The sequence below is a fragment of the Enterobacter sp. CPE_E890 genome, assembly GCF_046521475.1.
Taxonomy (GTDB): domain Bacteria; phylum Pseudomonadota; class Gammaproteobacteria; order Enterobacterales; family Enterobacteriaceae; genus Enterobacter; species Enterobacter adelaidei.
On sequence record NZ_JBKFZW010000001.1, the window covers coordinates 1,675,102 to 1,697,469 of the forward strand.

At 54.0% G+C, this 22,368-nt stretch carries 16 protein-coding genes and 1 pseudogene; 8 read left to right on the forward strand and 9 right to left on the reverse strand.

The genetic code is table 11. From position 1 onward, the window contains the following. Window positions 1–46: 46 nt before the first annotated feature. From ACLHV9_RS08220 to pncB, 3 genes and pseudogenes are all read right to left on the reverse strand, one after another. Window positions 47–928: pseudogene (locus ACLHV9_RS08220) on the reverse strand (porin); the annotation flags it as partial. A gap of 605 nt (window positions 929–1,533) precedes the next feature. Next, window positions 1,534–2,934 (reverse strand): asparagine--tRNA ligase, encoded by a 1,401-nt coding sequence (gene asnS, locus ACLHV9_RS08225; RefSeq protein ID WP_028019231.1) that lies wholly within the window; start codon window positions 2,932–2,934, stop codon window positions 1,534–1,536. 166 nt (window positions 2,935–3,100) lie between these two features. After that, complete coding sequence (gene pncB, locus ACLHV9_RS08230; protein WP_049005483.1) at window positions 3,101–4,303, reverse strand: nicotinate phosphoribosyltransferase; 1,203 nt, start codon at window positions 4,301–4,303, stop codon at window positions 3,101–3,103. 254 nt (window positions 4,304–4,557) lie between these two features. Here pncB and pepN point away from each other — a divergent pair, with 254 nt between their 5' ends. Then, the gene (gene pepN, locus ACLHV9_RS08235) at window positions 4,558–7,170 is read left to right on the forward strand and encodes an aminopeptidase N (RefSeq protein WP_108090339.1); all 2,613 of its coding nucleotides are present in this window, start codon (window positions 4,558–4,560) and stop codon (window positions 7,168–7,170) included. Between the two features lie 49 nt (window positions 7,171–7,219). Here pepN and ssuB read toward each other — a convergent pair whose 3' ends face one another. From ssuB to ssuE, 5 genes are read right to left on the reverse strand one after another with little or no spacing between them, the layout of a single operon-like run. Beyond that, window positions 7,220–7,990, reverse strand: coding sequence for an aliphatic sulfonates ABC transporter ATP-binding protein (ssuB, locus tag ACLHV9_RS08240; protein WP_028019228.1), 771 nt, complete (start codon window positions 7,988–7,990; stop codon window positions 7,220–7,222). Next, entirely contained in the window at window positions 7,987–8,778 is a 792-nt protein-coding gene (gene ssuC / locus ACLHV9_RS08245) for an aliphatic sulfonate ABC transporter permease SsuC (protein WP_108090338.1), read from the reverse strand. The genes ssuB and ssuC overlap by 4 nt, the downstream gene beginning before the upstream one ends. Before the next feature lie 9 nt (window positions 8,779–8,787). Beyond that, window positions 8,788–9,933 (reverse strand): FMNH2-dependent alkanesulfonate monooxygenase, encoded by a 1,146-nt coding sequence (ssuD, locus tag ACLHV9_RS08250; RefSeq protein ID WP_108090337.1) that lies wholly within the window; start codon window positions 9,931–9,933, stop codon window positions 8,788–8,790. Further along, entirely contained in the window at window positions 9,930–10,892 is a 963-nt protein-coding gene (locus ACLHV9_RS08255; RefSeq protein ID WP_108090336.1) for a sulfonate ABC transporter substrate-binding protein, read from the reverse strand. Before ACLHV9_RS08255 ends, ssuD begins: the two co-directional genes overlap by 4 nt. Further along, window positions 10,885–11,460 (reverse strand): NADPH-dependent FMN reductase, encoded by a 576-nt coding sequence (gene ssuE, locus ACLHV9_RS08260; RefSeq protein WP_108090335.1) that lies wholly within the window; start codon window positions 11,458–11,460, stop codon window positions 10,885–10,887. The genes ACLHV9_RS08255 and ssuE overlap by 8 nt, the downstream gene beginning before the upstream one ends. A gap of 248 nt (window positions 11,461–11,708) precedes the next feature. Here ssuE and pyrD point away from each other — a divergent pair, with 248 nt between their 5' ends. Continuing rightward, window positions 11,709–12,719, forward strand: a complete 1,011-nt coding sequence (gene pyrD / locus ACLHV9_RS08265) for a quinone-dependent dihydroorotate dehydrogenase (protein ID WP_108090334.1) — start codon at window positions 11,709–11,711, stop codon at window positions 12,717–12,719. Between the two features lie 165 nt (window positions 12,720–12,884). Then, the gene (gene zapC, locus ACLHV9_RS08270; protein ID WP_028019222.1) at window positions 12,885–13,427 is read left to right on the forward strand and encodes a cell division protein ZapC; all 543 of its coding nucleotides are present in this window, start codon (window positions 12,885–12,887) and stop codon (window positions 13,425–13,427) included. Here the strand turns inward: zapC and ACLHV9_RS08275 are convergent. Next, the gene (locus ACLHV9_RS08275; RefSeq protein WP_108090333.1) at window positions 13,424–14,533 is read right to left on the reverse strand and encodes a YcbX family protein; all 1,110 of its coding nucleotides are present in this window, start codon (window positions 14,531–14,533) and stop codon (window positions 13,424–13,426) included. The genes zapC and ACLHV9_RS08275 overlap by 4 nt on opposite strands. A gap of 98 nt (window positions 14,534–14,631) precedes the next feature. On the opposite strand from ACLHV9_RS08275, the gene rlmKL reads away from it, so the two are divergent. Genes rlmKL through pqiC form a run of 5 tightly spaced genes read left to right on the forward strand, consistent with a single transcriptional unit; the run spans window position 14,632 to window position 22,135 of the window. Further along, window positions 14,632–16,740, forward strand: coding sequence for a bifunctional 23S rRNA (guanine(2069)-N(7))-methyltransferase RlmK/23S rRNA (guanine(2445)-N(2))-methyltransferase RlmL (gene rlmKL, locus ACLHV9_RS08280; RefSeq protein WP_108090332.1), 2,109 nt, complete (start codon window positions 14,632–14,634; stop codon window positions 16,738–16,740). 12 nt (window positions 16,741–16,752) lie between these two features. After that, the gene (locus ACLHV9_RS08285) at window positions 16,753–18,660 is read left to right on the forward strand and encodes an ABC transporter ATP-binding protein (protein WP_028019219.1); all 1,908 of its coding nucleotides are present in this window, start codon (window positions 16,753–16,755) and stop codon (window positions 18,658–18,660) included. Between the two features lie 13 nt (window positions 18,661–18,673). After that, complete coding sequence (gene pqiA, locus ACLHV9_RS08290) at window positions 18,674–19,927, forward strand: membrane integrity-associated transporter subunit PqiA (protein ID WP_028019218.1); 1,254 nt, start codon at window positions 18,674–18,676, stop codon at window positions 19,925–19,927. 4 nt (window positions 19,928–19,931) lie between these two features. Beyond that, complete coding sequence (gene pqiB / locus ACLHV9_RS08295; RefSeq protein ID WP_028019217.1) at window positions 19,932–21,572, forward strand: intermembrane transport protein PqiB; 1,641 nt, start codon at window positions 19,932–19,934, stop codon at window positions 21,570–21,572. Further along, entirely contained in the window at window positions 21,569–22,135 is a 567-nt protein-coding gene (gene pqiC / locus ACLHV9_RS08300) for a membrane integrity-associated transporter subunit PqiC (RefSeq protein ID WP_028019216.1), read from the forward strand. The genes pqiB and pqiC overlap by 4 nt, the downstream gene beginning before the upstream one ends. Window positions 22,136–22,368 lie beyond the last annotated feature (233 nt).

A 22,368-nucleotide genomic window follows, 5' to 3' on the forward strand; every position in this document is an offset into this window, starting at 1 on the left:
CTGGGATGCGCTCCGGATGAATATGATGATCTCATATCAGGAACTTGTTCGCACCTTCCTTAGCGAAGTTGTTATCAGCTTCACGAGTCATGTTAGTGGTTTCAGCATACTGAACTGCTGCGTAGATGTTGTTCGCATCGTATTTCGCTGCAGTAGACCATGCTTCTGCACGATCGCCGCCGGCGCTTGCCCAATCAGCGGAGTTGCCAGCAGCAACCTGCTCGTTGGTGCGGTCAGCAGTTTCATAACCCGCTGCCAGTGCGAAGCCTTCACCCAGTTCGTACTGAACAGAGGAGCTGAAGCCATCACCGTTACCTTTAGCGCCGTTACCACCACGACCCACGTTGATCAACTGACCATCGGCGGTGTAAGTTGCAGCGACAGCGTTGCTGCGCTCGTTTTTACCCTGATACTGAAGGGCGAAGCTCAGGCCATCAACCAGACCGAAGAAGTTCTTGTTACGGTAGGTCAGCAGGCCAGAAGCACGACCGTTCATGAAGTTATCAGTCGCAACCCAAGAGTCGCCACCCCATTCAACCAGCATATCGGTATATGCTGCCGCGTCATAGATAGCGCCATAGTTACGGCCGTAGTCCAGAGAGCCCGCGTCACCGAAGTTCAGACCAGCAAATGCCAGACGGGTTTTAGTACCCTGAGAACCTTCTGCGTTGGACGCGTCCATGTTGTATTCCCACTGACCGTAACCAGTGATCTGGTCGTTGATCTGGGTTTCACCTTTGAAGCCGATACGGGCGTAGGTGGTATCTTCGTTGCTGGTGTCACCGTTGGTGGTCCAGATGTGTTCACCTACAGCTTTACCGTAGAAGTCCAGCTTGTTAGCGTTTTTGTTGTAGATTTCTGCAGCGTTAGCTGCACCAGCTACCAGCAGAGCAGGGATAACCACTGCCAGAATATTGCGCTTCATCATTATTTATTACCCTCATTGGTTTTTTTATGACACTCGCCACTGCCGTCAATAAATTCTGTCAATAAATATTTCCGGAACTATTGATGAGAGTTTGGTGTCTTTATGTATCTGACAGGCATCTTTCCATTCACCGAAGCGTTTCGCTAGCCTGAAAGTGCTACAATTCTCAAGATTAAGTAACCGAAAGAAAATATGTGTAACTAAATGTGTATTTTTCGGAACTTTGTGAACCACCTCAAACTTCAGAACTCCCTGGCGAATTAAGCGGCAGTGTTTATCCTATATATATGAATTCCTTATGATTAATTTGGATAAAGGCAATTCATATAAACAGAGGCTAAACGACTTGTTTTTTCTTATGATGCAAAAAAGACATCCGGATGGCTAAAAAAATGGTTGAAATTTGTGCTATTGCTTGAGGATGTAATAATCGCAATAAGAATGGAGTTTGTTTTTTGTGGCTGGATATTTCACGGAAACAATACGTAACAGGTAGCGGTTGTGACGGGGTGATGGTTTAAAAATGCTGACTTTACGCTGACGTAAACTGACAATGCAGAATAAAATAATGGCCAGCATTCGCTGGCCATTGACGTTTTTGTGGATTAGAAGCTAGCGTTACGTGGTGTGCGAGGGAACGGAATAACATCACGTACGTTCTGAACACCGGTCACGTAGGCGATCAGACGCTCGAAGCCCAGACCAAAACCAGCGTGCGGTACGGTACCGTAACGACGCAGATCGCGGTACCAGCTGTAGTCAGCCGGGTTGAGACCCATCTCTTCCATGCGCGCGTCAAGTACGTCGAGACGCTCTTCACGCTGAGAACCGCCGATGATTTCACCAATGCCCGGCGCCAGTACGTCCATCGCTGCAACGGTTTTACCGTCTTCGTTAAGGCGCATATAGAAGGCCTTAATGTCTTTCGGGTAGTTTTTCACGACAACCGGTGCTTTGAAATGTTTCTCGGCCAGATAGCGTTCATGCTCAGACGCCAGGTCAACGCCCCAGTAAACCGGGTTCTCGAACGTCTCACCGCATTTCTCAAGGATCGCTACCGCGTCGGTGTAATCCACCTGTGCAAAGTCAGCGGAAACGAAACGCTCCAGACGCGCTACAGCATCGCTGTCTACGCGCTCGGCGAAGAATTTCATGTCGTCAGGACGCTCTTCCAGCACCGCTTTGAACACATACTTCAGCATCGCTTCCGCCAGGCCGGCAACATCGTCCAGGTTGGCGAACGCCACCTCAGGCTCCAGCATCCAGAATTCTGCCAGGTGACGGCTGGTGTTGGAGTTTTCGGCACGGAAGGTAGGGCCAAAGGTGTAGATTTTAGACAGCGCGCAGGCGTACGTTTCGCCGTTGAGCTGACCGGATACGGTCAGGAAAGCCTCTTTGCCGAAGAAGTCTTTGTCATAGTCCACTTTACCTTCTGGCGTACGCGGCAGGTTTTCCATGTCCAGCGTCGAAACACGGAACATTTCACCTGCACCTTCTGTATCAGAAGCAGTAATTAGCGGGGTAGACACCCAGAAATAACCTTGTTCGTCGAAGAAGCGATGCAGCGCCTGGGCCAGCGTATGACGCACACGCGCCACTGCACCAATCAGGTTGGTACGCGGGCGCAAGTGAGCGACTTCGCGCAGATACTCAATGCTGTGACGTTTGGCCGCCATTGGATAAGTATCCGGATCTTCAACCCAGCCGGTCACTTCGATTGCGGATGCCTGAATTTCGAAACTCTGGCCCTGGCCCGGTGATGCCACAACCACGCCGGTAACGATAACGGAACAACCCGTCGTCAGATGCAGAACGTCATCATTGTAATTGGGCAGAGAATTATTAATGACGGCCTGTACAGGATCAAAGCAGGAACCGTCATAGACGGCAAGGAAGGAGATGCCAGCTTTAGAATCTCGGCGGGTACGCACCCATCCGCGCACGGTGACTTCCTGGTCAACGGCGACACGGCCCTGGAGTACGTCGGCTACAGGCACAACGCTCATAATATTCTCTCTGTTAATAGTCGGAAAAAATAGACACTTGTCCACCCTTATGGGGGGATATCTATGTTACCTGCCATCTGCCATCAGACAAGTAAATTTCGCAGTCAAAAGAGAAGAATTGAGAAATAAATAAGGTGAGGGGAGCCATGAAGGCTCCCGTAAGCGTTTAGCTGGCTTTTTTAATCTGTGGGAGATCGAACGCTTTGCGCAATGCGCGGACAAACGCTTTGTCATGGCAGATGGTTTTACCCGGGCTATCGGAGAGCTTAGCCACCGGCTTGCCGTTACATTCCACCAGTTTTATAACAATATTCAGCGGTTTCACCTGAGGGATGTCACAGGTCAAACGGGTACCAATCCCGAAGCTCAGGTTAACCCGGGTGTTGAACTGGCGATAGAGCTCAACCGCTTTCGGCAGGTCAAGATTATCGGAGAAGACCAGAACCTTGCTCATTGGATCAATACCCAGCTTTTCATAGTGGGCAATGGCTTTCTCACCCCATTCAACCGGATCACCGGAATCATGGCGTAACCCCTGGTAACGCTCAGCGAACTCGGGACCAAAATCGCGCAGGAAGGCATCCATCGTAATACAGTCGGTGAGGGCGATCCCCAGTTGATTTGGGTACTCCTCTAGCCATGCGGCCAGTGCTGCACGCTGGCTGTTCGCCAGGTCTGGGCTTATCTGCTGATGCGCCTGGAACCATTCATGCGCCTGGGTGCCCATAGGCGTGAGATTAAGGCGACGGGCCAGATCGTAGTTGCTGGTGCCCACAAACCACGGTTCCTGCTGCAGACGCTTAACGATGGCCTCCTGAACGTCGCGAGAGAAACGGCGACGGGTGCCAAAGTCCATCAGGCGGAAGCGGGACATATCCAGCCCTTCGGTCAGCGTGGTGAAGCCCGCGAGCTTGGTTTCCAGCGCTGCGACCGCCTGTTCAACACCGGTTTCCGGCGAGCGGTAGCGGTGGGCCAGTTCACTGATCACCGCCAGAAGCGGCACTTCCCACATGATCACTTCACGCCACGGGCCTTCGAGACGAATATCCAGCTTACCATTATCGTTAAGTACAGTGACCTGCTCTGGCTTATAGCGGAAGTCGCGCAGCCAGTTCAGGTAGTCAGCTTTGAAGAAAGGCAGGCCTGAAAGCCACTGATATTCATCGTCCTGCAACGTCAGATGCTGCATAGCATCGACCTGTTCACGAATAGCGTCTGCGTAGATACCGAGCAAGTCGTCGCCACGGCAGCGGAATTCGGCCGCGACATGAACGTCATAGTAATGGTGGAAAACGGCTTGCTGCATATGCAGTTTATACGCGTCAGTATCCAGCAACGTATGCAGAACAGGAGAAACGAATTGAGTCATAGGTGCGCAGTAGCATCCTCTCACAGGAGCGTTTAGTACAATAAACAACTCCGGAGTATACCTTGTTTAGTGATTTATTGAACCCCGATCACAACATAAGCGCGTTTTATGGTCGAGGGCATTTTGTGCCCCGTGTTATATAAATGTAGCAAAAAAGGGTTTTGTACCTGAAAAGATGAACATTCTGCGTAGCGCGTTTTACACAACAGGAATATATTGAAACGTTACTCGACAAACGATGCATAAGGTTTTCTATGACACAACAGCCACAAGCCAAATACCGCCACGACTACCGTGCGCCGGAATACCTGATTAGCGATATCGATCTGACTTTTGACCTGGATGCCACTAAAACCGTTGTGACGGCGGTAAGCCAGGTGACGCGCCACAGTGCGACTGCTGTGCCACTGCGTCTTGATGGTGAAGACCTGACGCTGGTCTCCCTGCATATTAATGATGAAGCCTGGTCTGACTATAAAGAAGAAAACAACCAGCTGGTGATCGACAACCTGCCGGAACACTTTACGCTGCGCATCGTGAATGAAATCAGCCCGGCCGCTAACACGGCGCTGGAAGGACTTTACCAGTCTGGTGTGGCGCTGTGCACTCAGTGTGAAGCGGAAGGTTTCCGTCACATCACCTGGTATCTCGATCGCCCGGATGTGCTGGCACGCTTCACAACGAAAATTATCGCCGATAAAACGCTCTACCCATTCCTGCTCTCCAACGGTAATCGTGTGGGCGAAGGCGAACTGGAGAACGGCCGTCACTGGGTGCAATGGCAGGATCCGTTCCCGAAACCATGCTATCTGTTTGCGCTGGTGGCGGGTGATTTCGACGTGTTGCGCGATACCTTTAAAACACGCTCCGGCCGCGAAGTGGCACTAGAGCTGTTTGTTGACCGTGGCAACCTGGACCGTGCTCCGTGGGCGATGACGTCGCTTATCAACTCCATGAAGTGGGACGAAGAGCGCTTTGGTCTCGAATATGATCTCGACATCTATATGATCGTGGCTGTCGATTTCTTCAACATGGGCGCGATGGAGAATAAGGGTCTTAACATCTTTAACTCCAAATACGTGCTGGCGCGCACCGATACCGCTACCGATAAAGATTATCTCGATATCGAACGCGTTATCGGTCACGAATATTTCCACAACTGGACGGGTAACCGCGTCACCTGCCGCGACTGGTTCCAGTTGAGTCTGAAAGAGGGACTGACCGTCTTCCGTGACCAGGAGTTCAGCTCCGATCTGGGTTCTCGTGCGGTTAACCGCATCAACAACGTGCGTACTATGCGCGGCCTGCAGTTTGCGGAAGATGCCAGCCCAATGGCGCACCCGATCCGCCCGGATAAAGTCATTGAGATGAACAACTTCTACACCCTGACGGTGTATGAAAAAGGTTCTGAAATTATCCGCATGATCCACACTCTGCTGGGTGAAGAGAACTTCCAGAAAGGCATGCAACTCTACTTCGAGCGTCATGACGGCAGCGCGGCCACTTGCGACGATTTTGTGCAGGCGATGGAAGATGCTTCCAATGTGGATCTCTCTCACTTCCGCCTCTGGTACAGCCAGGCCGGTACGCCGATTGTCACCGTCAAAGACGATTACAACCCGGAAACCGAGCAGTACACCCTGACCATCAGCCAGCGCACGCCGCCGACAGCGGAGCAGGAAGAGAAACATCCGCTTCACATTCCGTTCAGCATTGAACTGTATGATAACGAAGGCAAAGTCATTCCTCTCCAGAAGGACGGCCACCCGGTACACCACGTGCTGAATGTGACCCAGGCAGAGCAGACCTTCATCTTCGACAACGTTTACTTCCAGCCGGTCCCTGCGCTGCTGTGTGAGTTCTCTGCACCAGTGAAACTGGAGTATAAATGGAGCGATCAGCAGTTGACGTTCCTGATGCGTCACGCGCGCAACGACTTCTCCCGTTGGGATGCCGCGCAAAGTCTGCTGGCGACCTACATTAAGCTCAACGTAAACCGTCATCAGCAGGGCCAGCCGCTGTCGCTGCCTGCCCATGTGGCTGACGCGTTCCGCGCGGTCCTGCTGGATGAGAAGATTGACCCGGCGCTGGCCGCTGAAATTCTGACCCTGCCGTCAGCGACTGAAATCGCCGAGTTGTTTGACATCATCGACCCAATTGCCATCGTCGCGGTGCGTGAAGCGTTGACCCGTACGCTGGCTGCAGAACTGGCCGATGAGTTCCTGGCGATTTATAACGCCAATAAACTTGATACTTATCGCGTAGAGCACGCGGACATCGGTAAACGTTCTCTGCGTAATACCTGCCTGCGCTATCTGGCGTTTGGTGAGGCTGAGTTGGCGAACACGCTGGTAAGCAAGCAGTATCATGAAGCGGATAACATGACTGACGCGCTGGCTGCCCTGGCTGCAAGCGTCGCCGCCGAACTGCCGTGCCGTGATGCGCTGATGCAGGAGTATGACGACAAGTGGCATCAGGATGGCCTGGTGATGGACAAATGGTTCATCCTGCAGGCGACCAGCCCGGCGCAAGACGCGCTCAGCAAAGTACGCAGCCTGCTGAAGCACCGTTCGTTTACCATGAGCAACCCGAACCGCGTACGTTCCCTGATTGGCGCGTTTGCCAGCAGCAACCCGGCCGCATTCCACGCCGAAGACGGCAGCGGTTATGAGTTCATGGTAGAAATGCTGACCGAGCTGAACAGCCGTAACCCGCAGGTGGCATCACGTCTGATCGAGCCGCTTATCCGTCTGAAGCGCTACGATGCTAAGCGCCAGGCGAAAATGCGTGCCGCGCTTGAGCAGCTGAAAGGACTGGAAAACCTGTCTGGCGATCTGTACGAGAAGATTGCTAAAGCGTTAGCGTAATAAAAGATAACCCTCCCTCTCCCTGCGGGAGAGGGTCGGGGTGAGGGCATCAGGCATTAGCCTTAGCTCGCTGTAACTCCGTGCCCCCGCGCTTCATCACCCGATCCAGCACTTCTGCCTCCAGCTCCGCCAGTCTTGCCGAACCTACGCGGCGAGGGCGCGCAATATCCACCGTCAGATCCAGACCCATTTTTCCTTCTTCTATTAACAGCACGCGATCGGCCATCGCTACCGCTTCAGACACGTCATGCGTCACCAGTAGCACCGTAAAGCCATGCTTCTGCCACAGGGATCCAATCAAATCCTGCATTTCGATTCGTGTCAGGGCGTCGAGTGCGCCGAGCGGCTCATCAAGCAACAACAGACCCGGACGATGGATTAACGCCCGCGCCAGTGCAACGCGCTGCTTCTGCCCACCTGACAGCGCCGCAGGCCATTCATCCGCGCGATTTTCCAGCCCTACGGCGGCAAGCGCCTGGCGGGCCTCCTCTCGCCAGTTGCCTTTAAGCCCCAGCCCGACGTTATCAATGACTGTTTTCCAGGGCAGCAGGCGCGCATCCTGAAACATCATGCGGGTGTCGTTCTGAATCTTTGCCAGCGGCGTTGTACCGGCAAGAATTTCACCGCCGTTTGGGGCCTCCAGTCCAGCTAACAGGCGCAACAGCGTGCTCTTACCGCCGCCGCTACGCCCGACAACGGCTACGAATTGTCCGGCAGGAATGTGCAGATCCAGCGCATTCAGAATGGTGTTTTCGCCGTAGCGTTTGGTCACGCCGTTCAGCAGTAACGGCGTCCCCTGGTTCAGTCGGGCTGTATTCATGCTTTCGCCTCCTGAAGGGAATAGGCCGGGTTCCAGCGCAGCCAGCTGCGTTCCAGCCACTGGGCGCTGACATCGGCGAGTTTGCCGAGCAGGGCATAAAGGATGATCGCGACTACCACCACGTCCGTTTGCAGGAATTCGCGAGCGTTCATCGCCAGATAACCGATGCCAGAGTTGGCCGAGATGGTCTCAGCCACTATCAACGTTAGCCACATCAGGCCGAGCGCAAAACGCACCCCCACCATAATGGAGGGCAGGGCACCCGGCAGAATCACGTGGGTAAAGAGGGCGAAACCCGATAAACCATAGCTGCGTGCCATCTCGACCAGACCGCGATCGATATTGCGGATCCCATGCCAGGTATTGATGTAAATCGGGAACAGGGTGCCCAGCGCGACGAGAAATATTTTGGCGCTCTCATCAATACCAAACCACAAAATCACCAGCGGGATCAGCGCCAGATGCGGCACGTTGCGCAGCATCTGAATGGAGGTATCCAGCAGCCGCTCGCCCCAGCGTGAAAGACCGCTGATCAAACCCAGAATCAGGCCGATGCTGCCGCCGATGGAAAACCCAATCACGGCGCGCCAGGAGCTGATCGCCAGATGTTGCCACAGCTCTCCGCTGACGCTCAGCGACCAGAACGCTTCGATAACGCCCATAGGTGCGGGCAGAATGCGGCTCGACAGCCAGCCGGTGGACGACGCGAGCTGCCAGACGGCCACGATACCGACGGGCAAAAACCACGGCGCGGCGCGCAGGAGCCATTTTTGTGAGATGGCAGACATGGTCACTCCTTAGCTTTGTGCGGCTTTTCGTGGAATAAATTCATTCGCCACGGCTTCGCCCTGAAGCTGGAGCGGTTGCGGCTGAGGAATTTCCGGGATGGCGACATCCAGATGCGGGAACAACAGCTCGCCCACTTTGTACGCCTCTTCGAGATGCGGATAACCGGAGAGAATAAAGCTGTCGATGCCCAGGTCAGCGTATTCATTAATACGGGCTGCCACGGTCGCACCGTCGCCAACCAGCGCCGTGCCCGCACCGCCGCGAACCAGACCGACACCCGCCCACAGGTTTGGGCTGATCTCCAGGTTCTCGCGCTTGCCGTTGTGCAGGGATGCCATCCGGTGCTGCCCGACGGAATCGGTTTTGGCAAATGCAGCCTGTGCTTTCGCGATGGTGGCATCATCCAGATGGGAGATGAGACGATCGGCCGCCTGCCAGGCTTCTTCGTTGGTCTCACGCACAATCACATGCAGGCGGATACCGAAGCGTACCTTGCGGCCATGGGCGGCCGCTTTAGCGCGTACCTGGGCTATTTTTTCTTTCACCAGCTCTGGCGGCTCGCCCCAGGTCAGATAGAGATCAACCTGCTCTGCCGCCAGGTCCTGCGCCACGTCCGATGACCCGCCAAAATAGAGAGGAGGGCGTGGCTGTTGGACTGGTGGGAAGTAGAGTTTCGCGCCACGAACGTGAATATGTTTACCTTCGAACGTCACGGTTTCACCTTCCAGCAGACGTCGCCAGACGCGGGTGAATTCGGCGGAGGCTTCATAGCGCTCAGTGTGATCGAGGAACACGCCGTCGCCCGCCAGCTCCTGCGGATCGCTGCCCGTCACCAGGTTAAACAGGGCGCGTCCGTTAGACAGTCTGTCCAGGGTTGCCGCCTGACGCGCCGCCACGGTGGGGGAGATAACGCTCGGACGCAAGGCCACCAGAAACTTCAGACGCTGGGTGACCGGGATCATCGACGCGGCGACCAGCCAGGCATCTTCACACGAGCGTCCGGTCGGGATCAGTACGCCAGTGAAACCAATTCTGTCCGCTGCCTGTGCAATCTGCTGCAGGTAGCCATGGTCAACCGGGCGTGAACCCTCTTCCGTACCAAGATAGTGGCCATCACCATGGGTGGGTAAAAACCAGAAAAGATTCAGACTCATGATTTTGTTCCTTCTTTACCGGCGGGCTGCCAGATACGTTCGCGAATAGTGACCTGTTTTGGCACCAGGTGGTTTTGATAGAAGAGGTCAGCCGTTTGTTGCTGAAGTGCGGCGACGTGCGCGTCTACGGGCGTGATGGTGGTCGGTGGACGGTGGTTGAGATAGCTCGCGATCACCGGCTCAGGTAAGCCCATGGTTTTCGCCAGCAGGGTAATGCTCTCCTGACGCTGGCTTTGAGTCAGTGCATCCGCCTGAGTAAAGGTATCAAGAACCTCTTGCACAAAGGCGCCGTTCTTTTCCGCATAAGGGCGAGCAGCCAGATAGAACGAGCCGGTCTGTTTAAGCGTGGTGCCATCTTTTAGCACCCGTACACCGCCCTGCAGTAATGCGGCGGAATAGTACGGATCCCAGATGGCCCAGGCATCAACGTTCTTCTGCTGGAACGCGGCGCGCGCGTCGGCAGGCGTCAGGTAAACGGGCTGAATGTCGGTAAACTTGAGTCCGGCCTCTTGCAGAGCACGCAGCAGCAGGTTGTGTGAGCTGGAGCCTTTCTGGAAAGCAACTTTATGCCCTTTAAGGTCGGCGACGTTTTTAATGTCGCTATTTTCAGGTACCAGAATCACTTCGGCCTTCGGTTTGGGCGGTTCAACACCTACATAGAGCAGGTCTGCTCCCGCGGCCTGGGCGAATATCGGCGGGATATCGCCTGTACTGCCCAGATCAATACTGCCCACGTTCAGCGCTTCCAGCATCTGAGGACCAGCCGGGAACTCAACCCAGGAGAATTTTGTGTCCGGGAAGCGTTTTTCCAGAAGCTGGTGGCTTTTTGCCAGCACCATGCTGACGCTGCCTTTCTGGTAGCCAATGCGTAAGCTTTCTGGTGACGTTTGCCCGGCATGGGCCAGCGACGTCAGCGCCATCAGTCCGGCTAGTCCAATATGGGTTAAGGTTTTAAACATGTGCAACTCCTTGCGGATGACCAAAAGCAGGTGCCTGGATATCCCTGCGATGCAGGGCATGCCAGAAGGTTTCCAGGGCGTTATCGAGGCGGGTTTGCAGATTCGGTGTAAAGTGCGGTTTATGTTGATAGTCGATGATCTGGGAGTCGTCCGCGAACACACCGTGGAGGATCTCCTGTGCTTTCAGTGCGTTCAGCACCGGCTTCAGGGCATAATCCACCGCCAGTAAATGCGCCACCGTACCGCCCGTTGCCAGAGGCAGCACCACTTTGCCATCCAGCGCACGTTCAGGGAGCAGGTCAAGCAGGGTTTTCAGTGCCCCGGAAAAAGAGGCTTTATAAATGGGGGTCGCCACGATTAACCCATCAGCGCCTTTAAGCTGCTCCGTCAGGGTGTGAAGCGCCGGGCTGTCAAAACGGGCATAGAGCAAATCTTCAGGTTCGAAGTTATGCAGGTTCCAGTGGCACACTTCCACATCCAGGGCATTAAGTTTTTCACGGGCATATTCCAGCAGGGCGCTGGAGCGTGAAGGGAATCGTGGACTTCCGGCCAGAGTAATGACGCGCATACGTTCTCCTTATAACCAATTGTTTGCTTTTATCTAACATTCATAACAATTTTCAGGAGTGTGACACTGAGCGGTTATTCCACTAAATGATTTATCTGCAATTTAAATGCGAAAAAGTGAATAAGAAATGAGCCGGGAGGTAAACGATTGCGTTTTACGCTGATTTTTTGCCGCAGGTCAATTCCCTTTCGGCGTCGGATCGCCCATAATCCCCTCCCGGTTTGCACACCGGGAATCCAGGAGAGTTCATGTACTACCCCTTCGTTCGTAAAGCCCTTTTCCAGCTCGACCCTGAGCGTGCTCATGAAATTACATTCCAGCAATTACGTCGTATTACAGGAACGCCGCTGGTCGCTCTGGTGCGTCAAAATGTGCCGGAAAAACCTGTGCAATGCATGGGATTGACCTTTAAAAACCCGCTGGGTCTTGCGGCAGGTCTGGACAAAAATGGCGAGTGCATTGATGCCCTGGGCGCGATGGGCTTTGGCTCTATCGAAATCGGTACCGTCACGCCGCGCCCACAACCGGGAAATGACAAGCCGCGCCTGTTCCGTCTGGTCGAAGCTGAAGGCTTGATCAACCGCATGGGCTTTAATAACCTCGGTGTCGATCACCTCGTTGAGAATGTAAAAAAAGCCCATTTTGATGGCGTATTAGGTATCAATATTGGCAAAAATAAAGACACGCCGGTAGAGCAAGGTAAAGATGACTATCTGATTTGTATGGAAAAAGTCTACGCCTATGCTGGTTATATTGCGGTGAATATTTCCTCACCCAATACCCCGGGACTGCGTTCTTTGCAATATGGTGAAGCGCTGGACGATCTTCTGAGTGCCATTAAAAATAAACAAAATGAGCTGCAGTCGATCCACCATAAATATGTTCCCGTCGCGGTTAAGATCGCTCCGGATCTTTCTGTCGAAGAATTGATCCAGGTTGCCGACAGTTTAGTTCGCCATAATATTGATGGTGTGATTGCGACCAATACCACACTCGATCGCTCCCTGGTTCAGGGAATGAAAAACTGTGACGAAGCGGGTGGGTTAAGTGGACGTCCGGTACAATTAAAAAGCACCGAAATTATTCGTGCATTGTCAGCGGAATTAAAAGGTCGTTTACCGATTATCGGCGTCGGTGGTATCGACTCTGTGATTGCTGCACGCGAGAAGATGGCGGCAGGTGCGTCACTGGTGCAAATCTATTCCGGCTTTATTTTTAAAGGACCGCCGCTGATTAAAGAAATCGTTACTCATATCTAATCTTTTCTCTTAATCAGACAACCAGGGCTTTATTTCCGGCCCTGGTTGTTTTATATTCCGTCATTGTTGCTTATTTAGACATTATAGTCTTTTATTAAATGGTGTTAAAAACGAAGCGACGAGCAGGACATTTTTAGTACAGGACGTTTGGGACGGGAGAGAAACATGCGAATTAAACCTGACGATAACTGGCGCTGGTATTTTTGCGACGAGCATGACCGTATGATGCTCGATTTAGCCAATGGTATGTTGTTTCGTTCTCGTTTTGCCCGCCGAATGTTAACCCCGGACGCTTTTTCTCCGTCAGGATTCTGTGTTGACGATGCTGCGCTTTATTTCTCCTTTGAAGAAAAATGTCGCGATCTGGTGCTCTCTAAAGAGCAGCGTGCCGAACTGGTATTAAATGCGCTGGTGGCTATCCGTTTCCTGAAACCACAAATGCCAAAAAGCTGGCATTTCCTGCCGCATGGTATGAGCTGGACACCGGCGACGGGCGACGCGGCCAGCGTCAACCTGAGTGACAGCGCCGAAGAGGTGAGTCTGCTGGTGGTTGAGCCGGGCGAAAATGCTGCGCTCTGTCTGCTGGCTCAGCCCGGCGTGACAATTGCCGGGCGTACGATGCAACTTGGGGATGCCATCAAGGTCATGAACGACAGGCTGAAACCCCAACTTCGGGTGGATTCTTTCAGCCTGGAACAGGCTGTTTAAGCTTCCAGTTGTACTGAAGTTGTCGGGATGCAGCTACAGCACAGAATTGTCCCGTCGTCGGCTATTGCGGATTTTTTCAGCACACTGACTTCACCCTCAACCAGCTTGATTCGACAGCAGCCACAGATCCCCGCGCGGCAGGAATACGGTATGCGGATCCCTGCTTGCTCCAGCTGTTCAAGTAAAACCTGCTGATTATTTCCCCGGATGATGTTGCCCTGCCAGTGAATATCCACTGATGAACTGACCTGCGTCTCGACCTCGACAAACTCGTCTTCCTGACCGGAGCCATAAACTCTTGCGGGTCCACGGGCAAGAATTTCTACCTCGTCACCGACACGGATCACGCCGCTGGAACGTGGGATCAGGTTCAGGCCAAAATCCACGTCGCCATTGTCCTGTGCAGTGCGGAAGGATTGCAGGGTTTTCAGCGGCTCACCGGAAGGGTGCTTCTGGCCTTTCTCAGGGCTTACGGTGGTGAAGATACAGCGACTGCATGGCTTCGCGACATCGAAAATCACACTGCCGATGCGAATCACTTTCCAGGTGTCTTCTTCCCAGGCTTTTGTACCGGTTACCACCAGATTGGGGCGAAACTGCTCCATCTGAACGCTGGCTTTACAACGGTGCTGCAGGTCGCGCAGGGAGGCTTCACTGGTCAGCAGGAAAGGAAACCCATCCGCAAATGAGAGCGGAACTGCGTCGTGACGCTTCACGCGGCGCGTCAGCGACGGGCCTACCCAACGTAACTGCACATCGCGGGAGAAGAAGCCGCTAAGCCAGCGGTTAATCTCGTCAGTGGCAATACGCGCGGTAAAATGATTGCCCCACACTTCTGTTGGCGCATCCACAGGCGCAAAATCAGCAAAGCGGATCACCACGCTGGAACCATCCGGCGCGGTAAGATGCAAACCGTCATGAAGGGGGGAAGGGATAAAGCGAACCATCTGCGGGAACTGGCGTGCAGTAATGAACGTACCGTCAGGCTCGGTGATCATAAAGATACGATCGAAGGCAAATCCGCTCATGTCGGCAAGTGCGTGAGAAATGCCGATGCCGCGCATGGATTTCACCGGATGAATAAAAAGCCTGGATAACGTCGCCACTGCACACTCCCTCGAATGAAAATAAGCCTTCAACTTTATGACATACACGCCATATTAGCTATAATGCGCGACAATTTTCTAAGAGTAAAAGTGACGATATGAATTCTCTGTTTGCCAGTACGGCCCGTGGGCTGGAAGAGCTGTTAAAAACTGAACTGGAAGCCCTGGGTGCGCAAGAGTGCCAGGTAGTTCAGGGTGGTGTCCATTTTGAGGGCGACACGCGGCTTATTTACCAGAGCCTGATGTGGAGCCGTCTGGCGTCGCGCATCATGCTGCCGATGAAAGAGTGCAAGGTCTATAGCGACCTTGACCTCTATACCGGCGTACAGATGATCGACTGGACAGAGATCTTCACTCCGAATGCCACCTTTGCGGTGCATTTCAACGGCGTGAATGATGAGATCCGCAACAGCCAGTACGGTGCCCTGCGCGTTAAAGACGCCATTGTTGACTGCTTCACCCGTAAAAATAAGGAACGTCCAAACGTCGATCGCGAAAATCCGGATCTGCGTATTAACGTCTGGCTGAACGGCGACACCGCTAGCATCTCTCTGGATCTGAGCGGCGCAGGCCTCCACCTGCGCGGCTACCGCGATCGTACCGGTATGGCACCAATCAAAGAAACCCTTGCCGCAGCCATTGTGATGCGCTCTGGCTGGCTGCCGGGTACCCCGCTGCTGGACCCGATGTGTGGTTCTGGTACATTGCTGATTGAAGCTGCCATGCTGGCCACCGACCGTGCCCCAGGCCTGCACCGTGGTCACTGGGGCTTCAAGGGCTGGGCACAGCACGATGAAGCACTGTGGAAAGAGGTCAAAGATGATGCGCAGACCCGTGCGCGTAAGGGCCTGGCGGAATATACCTCCCATTTCTATGGTTCGGACAGCGACCCGCGCGTCATTGAACGTGCCCGCAGCAACGCCCGTCGCGCCGGTATCGGCGAGCTGGTCACCTTCGAGGTGAAAGACGTGGCGAACCTGACCAACCCGTTGCCAAAAGGTCCGTACGGTACCGTTATCAGTAACCCGCCATACGGTGAGCGTCTGGACAGCGAACCGGCGCTGATTGCCCTGCACAGCCTGTTGGGCCGCAATATGAAAGATTACTTTGGCGGCTGGAATCTCTCCCTGTTCAGTGCTTCACCTGAATTGCTGAGTTGCCTGCAGCTGCGTGCCGATCGCCAGTTTAAGGCGAAAAACGGCCCGCTGGACTGCGTGCAGAAGAACTACCATCTGGCTGAGAAAGCGGCGGACAGCAAACCGTCGGGCGTGGCGGAAGATTACGCCAACCGTCTGCGCAAGAATCTGAAGAAATTCGAGAAATGGGCGAAGCAGGAAGGTATTGAATGCTACCGCCTGTACGATGCTGATCTGCCGGAATACAACGTGGCGGTAGACCGCTATGCGGACTGGGTGGTGATTCAGGAATACGCGCCACCGAAAACCATTGATGCGCAAAAAGCGCGTCAGCGTATGCTGGACGTCATTGCGGCAACCATCGCCGTGCTGGGTATTGCGCCAAACAAGCTGGTGCTGAAAACCCGCGAACGTCAGAAAGGCAAAAACCAGTATCAGAAAATGGGTGAAAAGGGCGACTTCATTGAAGTGGGCGAGTACAACGCTCGTCTGTGGGTTAACCTGACTGACTACCTTGATACCGGTCTGTTCCTTGACCACCGTATCGCCCGCCGCATGCTCGGACAGATGAGCAAGGGCAAAGATTTCCTCAACCTGTTCTCCTATACCGGCAGCGCCAGCGTGCATGCGGGTCTGGGCGGCGCGCGGAGCACCACCACGGTGGATATGTCCCGCACCTATCTGGAGTGGGCGGAGCGCAACCTGCGCCTTAACGGTTTAACTGGGCGTCAGCATCGCCTGATGCAGGCCGACGTGCTGGGTTGGCTGCGTGATACCGACGAGCAGTTCGATCTGATCTTTATCGATCCGCCGACCTTCTCTAACTCCAAGCGTATGGAAGATAGCTTTGATGTGCAGCGCGACCACCTGCGCCTGATGACCGACCTGAAGCGCCTCCTGCGTAAAGGCGGCACGATTATGTTCTCGAACAACAAACGCGGCTTCCGTATGGATCATGACGGTTTAGCAGCCCTGGGGCTAAAAGCACAAGAAATCAGCCAAAAAACGCTGTCTCAGGATTTCGCCCGTAACCGTCAAATCCATAACTGCTGGTTGATTACCGCGGTCTGAAAGGAAAAATAAATGTCTTTAATTAGTATGCACGGCGCGTGGCTCTCTTTCAGCGACTCACCGCTTCTCGATAATGCAGAGCTGCATATCGAAGATAACGAGCGTGTCTGTCTGGTGGGCCGTAATGGCGCGGGCAAATCCACGTTGATGAAAATCCTCAACCGTGAACAGGGTCTGGATGACGGGCGTATTGTTTACGAGCAGGATCTTATCGTTTCTCGCCTGCAGCAGGACCCGCCGCGTCATGTGACCGGCAGCGTTTACGATTTCGTGGCTGAAGGTATTTCTGAGCAGGCTGAATACCTGAAGCGTTATCACGAGATTTCACATCTGGTGATGACTGACCCGAGCGATAAGAACCTCAACGAACTGGCGAAAGTGCAGGAGATGCTCGATCACCACGGTCTGTGGCAGCTGGAAAACCGTATTAATGAAGTGCTGGCACAGCTCGGTCTGGAAGCCGATATGGAGCTGTCAGCGCTCTCCGGCGGCTGGCTGCGTAAAGCGGCACTGGGCCGTGCTCTGGTCAGCGGACCGAAGGTGCTGCTGCTGGACGAACCGACGAACCACCTGGATATCGAAGCGATTGACTGGCTGGAAGGGTTCCTGAAAACCTTCAGCGGCACCATCATCTTTATCTCTCACGACCGTTCGTTTATTCGCAATATGGCGACGCGCATTGTCGATCTCGATCGTGGCAAACTGGTTACCTATCCTGGCGATTACGATACCTATCTGCTGGAAAAAGAAGAAAACCTGCGCGTGGAAGAGCTGCAGAATGCGGAGTTTGACCGCAAGCTGGCACAGGAAGAAGTCTGGATCCGTCAGGGCATCAAAGCCCGTCGTACACGTAACGAAGGCCGCGTTCGTGCGCTGAAGGCGATGCGCCGTGAGCGTAGCGAGCGCCGCGAAGTGATGGGCAGCGCCAAAATGCAGGTGGAAGAGGCGTCCCGTTCCGGCAAGATTGTCTTCGAAATGGAAAACGTTAACTATCAGGTCGACGGTAAAGTGCTGGTGAAAGACTTCTCGGCGCAGGTTCAGCGTGGGGACAAAATTGCACTGATTGGTCCGAACGGTTGCGGCAAAACCACGCTGTTGAAACTGATGCTGGGTCAATTGCAGGCTGACAGCGGTCGTATCCACTGCGGCACCAAGCTTGAAGTGGCCTACTTCGATCAGCACCGCGCAGAGCTGGATCCGGACAGAACGGTGATGGATAACCTCGCTGAAGGTAAGCAAGAGGTGATGGTAAACGGCAAGCCGCGCCATGTGCTGGGCTACCTGCAGGACTTCCTGTTCCATCCGAAACGTGCGATGACGCCGGTACGCGCGCTGTCAGGCGGTGAGCGCAATCGTCTTCTGCTGGCACGTCTGTTCCTGAAGCCAAGTAACCTGTTGATTCTCGATGAACCTACGAACGACCTGGATGTCGAAACCCTGGAATTGCTGGAGGAACTGATCGACGGTTATCAGGGGACGGTGATGCTGGTTAGCCACGATCGTCAATTCGTGGATAACACCGTGACCGAGTGCTGGATCTTCGAAGGTGAAGGGCGAATTGGTCAGTATGTCGGCGGTTATCACGATGCAAAAGGGCAGCAGTCGCAGTCTCTGGCGCAGAAACAGTCAAAGTCCAAAATAAGTTCTGAACCTGCTGTAACAAAAGCAGAAACTGTCAAGAAAAGCTCGGCTAAACTAAGCTATAACCTGCAGCGCGAACTGGAGGGGCTACCTCAGCGTCTGGAAGAGCTGGAGGCCACGCTTGAAGATCTACAAGCTCAGGTTGCTGATGCGACATTCTTTACCCAATCGCACGACTATACTCAGAAAATACTGGCTGAACTGTCCGCGGCTGAAAAGGCCCTGGAAGAAGCATTTGAGCGCTGGGAGTACCTTGAGTCTCTGAAAAACGGCGCATAAACAGGGATAACATATGTGTGACCAGCACCATGCCGACAGGCATATATTATGCTCGCAATGCGACATGCTCGTGGCGTTGCCAGAGCTTGGTCACGGACATAAAGCGCTGTGTCCACGTTGCGGCGCAACGTTGACAACCGAGTGGGACGCACCGCGGCAGCGTCCCACTGCTTACGCTCTGGCAGCATTATTCATGCTGCTGCTCTCCAATCTCTTCCCGTTCATCTATATGAAGGTGGGCGGAATTACCAGCCAGGTCGATTTGCTCGAAATCCCGGGCGTGATGTTCTCAGAAGATTACGCCAGCCTCGGCACCTTTTTTCTGCTCTTCGTCCAGATAGTCCCGGCTTTTTGCCTGGTCGTTATCCTGCTGCTGGTGAACCGTGTCAGGATGCCGTCGTCACTGAAAATCAAACTCGCGCGTATCCTTTTTCAGCTTAAAAGCTGGGGGATGGCCGAGATCTTTCTGGCGGGGATTCTGGTCAGTTTCGTGAAGCTGATGGCGTATGGCGACGTGGGGATTGGCAGCAGCTTTATCCCCTGGTGTCTGTACTGCGTCCTGCAGCTGCGCGCCTTCCAGTGTGTGGACAGGCGCTGGGCGTGGGACGATATCGCACCAGCGCCGACGCTTGCGCAGACGGTAAAGGTCGGGGTGCCCGGTATTCGTCAGGGGCTACGCTCGTGTCCGTGCTGTACCGCCGTGCTGCCCGCCGATCTCGACGTTTGTCCGCGCTGCGAAACGAAAGGGCACGTACGGCGTAAAAACAGCCTGCAGTGGACGATGGCACTACTGGTGACCTCTGTCATGCTGTATCTGCCAGCCAATATCTTGCCGATTATGATCACCGATCTGCTGGGCGACAAAATGCCCTCGACGATCCTGGCCGGGGTGATATTGCTGTGGGGTGAAGGTTCGTATCCGGTTGCCGGTGTAATCTTTATCGCCAGTATTATGGTGCCAACCCTGAAAATGATCGCGATCGCCTGGCTCTGTTGGGATGCGAAAGGTCACGGTAAACGCGACAGCGAACGCATGCACCTGATTTATGAAGTGGTCGAGTTTGTCGGACGCTGGTCAATGATTGACGTGTTTGTTATTGCCGTTCTCTCTGCACTGGTGCGGATGGGCGGATTGATGAGTATTTATCCCGCGATGGGGGCTTTAATGTTTGCACTGGTCGTGATTATGACTATGTTTGCGGCCATGACCTTCGACCCTCGTTTATCGTGGGATCGTGAGCCTGAATCAAGCCATGAGGAAGAGTAAGAGCATGGAAAATAAGAGTGGAGAGGCGAAAGTGCAGAAGGTCAAGAACTGGTCACCGGTGTGGATTTTCCCCATCGTGACGGCGCTGATCGGGGCATGGATCCTGTTTTATCACTACAGCCATCAGGGGCCGGAAGTGACGCTGATTACCACCAATGCCGAGGGGATTGAGGGCGGTAAAACGACCATCAAGAGCCGCAGCGTGGATGTGGGTGTAGTTGAAAGCGCAACCCTGACTGATGATTTAACGCATGTGGAAATCAAGGCGCGCCTCAATGCTGGCATGGAAAAACTGCTGCATGGCGATTCCGTGTTCTGGGTGGTTAAGCCTCAGGTGGGACGTGAGGGGATCAGTGGCTTAGGGACGCTGCTTTCGGGCGCCTACATTGAGCTGCAACCTGGCGCGAAGGGTAACCCGCCAGCCAAATACCAGCTTCTGGATTCACCGCCGCTTGCACCGCCTGATGCCAAGGGTATCCGCGTGATCCTCGACAGCAAAAAAGCAGGTCAGCTCACGGCGGGTGATCCGGTCCTGTTCCGTGGCTACCGCGTCGGCTCGGTTGAGAAAAGCACGTTTGATCCGCAGAAACGCGCGATCAGCTATCAACTCTTCATCAATGCACCAAACGATCGACTGGTCACCAGCAACGTCCGTTTCTGGAAAGACAGTGGGATCGCGGTGGATCTGACATCGGCAGGCATGCGCGTTGAAATGGGCTCGCTGACCACCCTGTTTGGTGGCGGCGTGAGTTTTGACGTGCCGGAAGGCCTGGATTTGGGGCAGCCAGTTGCAGAGAACACCGCTTTCCGTCTCTTTGACGATCAAAAAAGCATTCAGGATGCGCTCTATACCGATCATGTTGACTTCCTGATGTTCTTTAAAGATTCCGTTCGCGGCCTGCAGCCGGGGGCACCGGTTGAGTTCCGCGGCATTCGTCTTGGTACGGTTGGGCAGGTTCCGTTCTTCGTTCCGGGACTTCAGCAGGTGCTGGATGATGATTACCGCATCCCGGTGCTGATCCGCATTGAGCCAGAGCGTCTGGTCAATCAGATTGGCGAAAATCAGGATATTGGCACGCACATCTCTCAACTGATGGAACGCGGTCTGCGCGGGTCGCTGAAAACCGGTAACCTGGTGACAGGTGCTCTGTATGTGGATATGGACTTCTACCCGAAAGCTCCGCCGATTACCGGTATCCGTGAATTCGGTGGCTACAAGATTATCCCAACGGTGAGCAGCGGCCTGGCGCAGATCCAGCAGCGCCTGATGGAAACGCTGGATAAGATTAACAATCTGCCACTGAATCCGATGATTGAAGCCGCGACAAACTCTCTGAGCGAAAGCCAGGCAACGATGCGCCGTCTGCAAACCACGCTGGATAACATCAACAAGATCACAGCGAGCCAGAGCATGCAGCAACTGCCGCAGGATATGCAGAAAACGTTGCGTGAGCTGAACCGCAGTATGCAGGGCTTCCAGCCTGGTTCTGCGGCTTACAACAAGATGGTGGCTGATATGCAGCGCCTTGATCAGGTCCTGCGTGAACTGCAGCCTGTTCTGAAGACGCTCAATGAGAAGAGCAACGCGCTGGTGTTCGAAGCGAAAGATAAAAAGGATCCTGAGCCTAAGAGGGCAAAAGAATGAATAAGTGGCTATTGATGGTTGGCGCTCTGCTATTAACGGCGTGCAGTTCAGGGGTAGAGAATAAAAGCTACTACCAGTTGCCTGTTAGTACGCAGAATAGCGGGCAAAGTACGGCCAGTCAGGGAAATCGTCAGCTCTGGGTTGAGCAGGTTGCCGTGCCAGATTATCTGGCAGGTAACGGTGTGGTCTATCAGACCAGCGATGTGAAATACGTGATTGCGACAAACAACCTGTGGGCCAGCCCGCTGGATCAGCAACTGCGCAACACGCTGGTGGCCAATCTGGGCAGCCAGCTTCCGGGCTGGGTTGTCGCTTCGCAGCCGCTTGGTAACGATCAAGATACGCTGAACGTCACCGTAACAGGCTTCCACGGCCGTTATGACGGTGCGGTGGTGATCAGCGGTGAGTGGCTGCTGAATCATCAGGGGCAGCTGATTAAGCGTCCTTTCCATCTGGAGCTGAAGCAGCAGAAAGATGGCTATGACGAAATGGTGAAAGTCCTGGCTCAGGGTTGGGCACAGGAGTCGGCCAGTATCGCCAGGGAAATTTCCCGGCTGCCATAAGTAAAATTCATCGTCAAAAACCGCAATCGGTCTGCCACTGATTGCGGTTTTTTTTTCGTTTTCACTTCAGGTTGTTACTTGTGCCGGGTCACAATTTTTGTACAAATGATCTTCCAGCTAGCTCACAAATATGACACCCGTATGAATTTTGAACATTGACGCTGCGACTAATTCGGGGTATTCGTTATCTGTGCCTGTGCATTTGTGCAGACACTGTTTTCTTTCCACCAGAC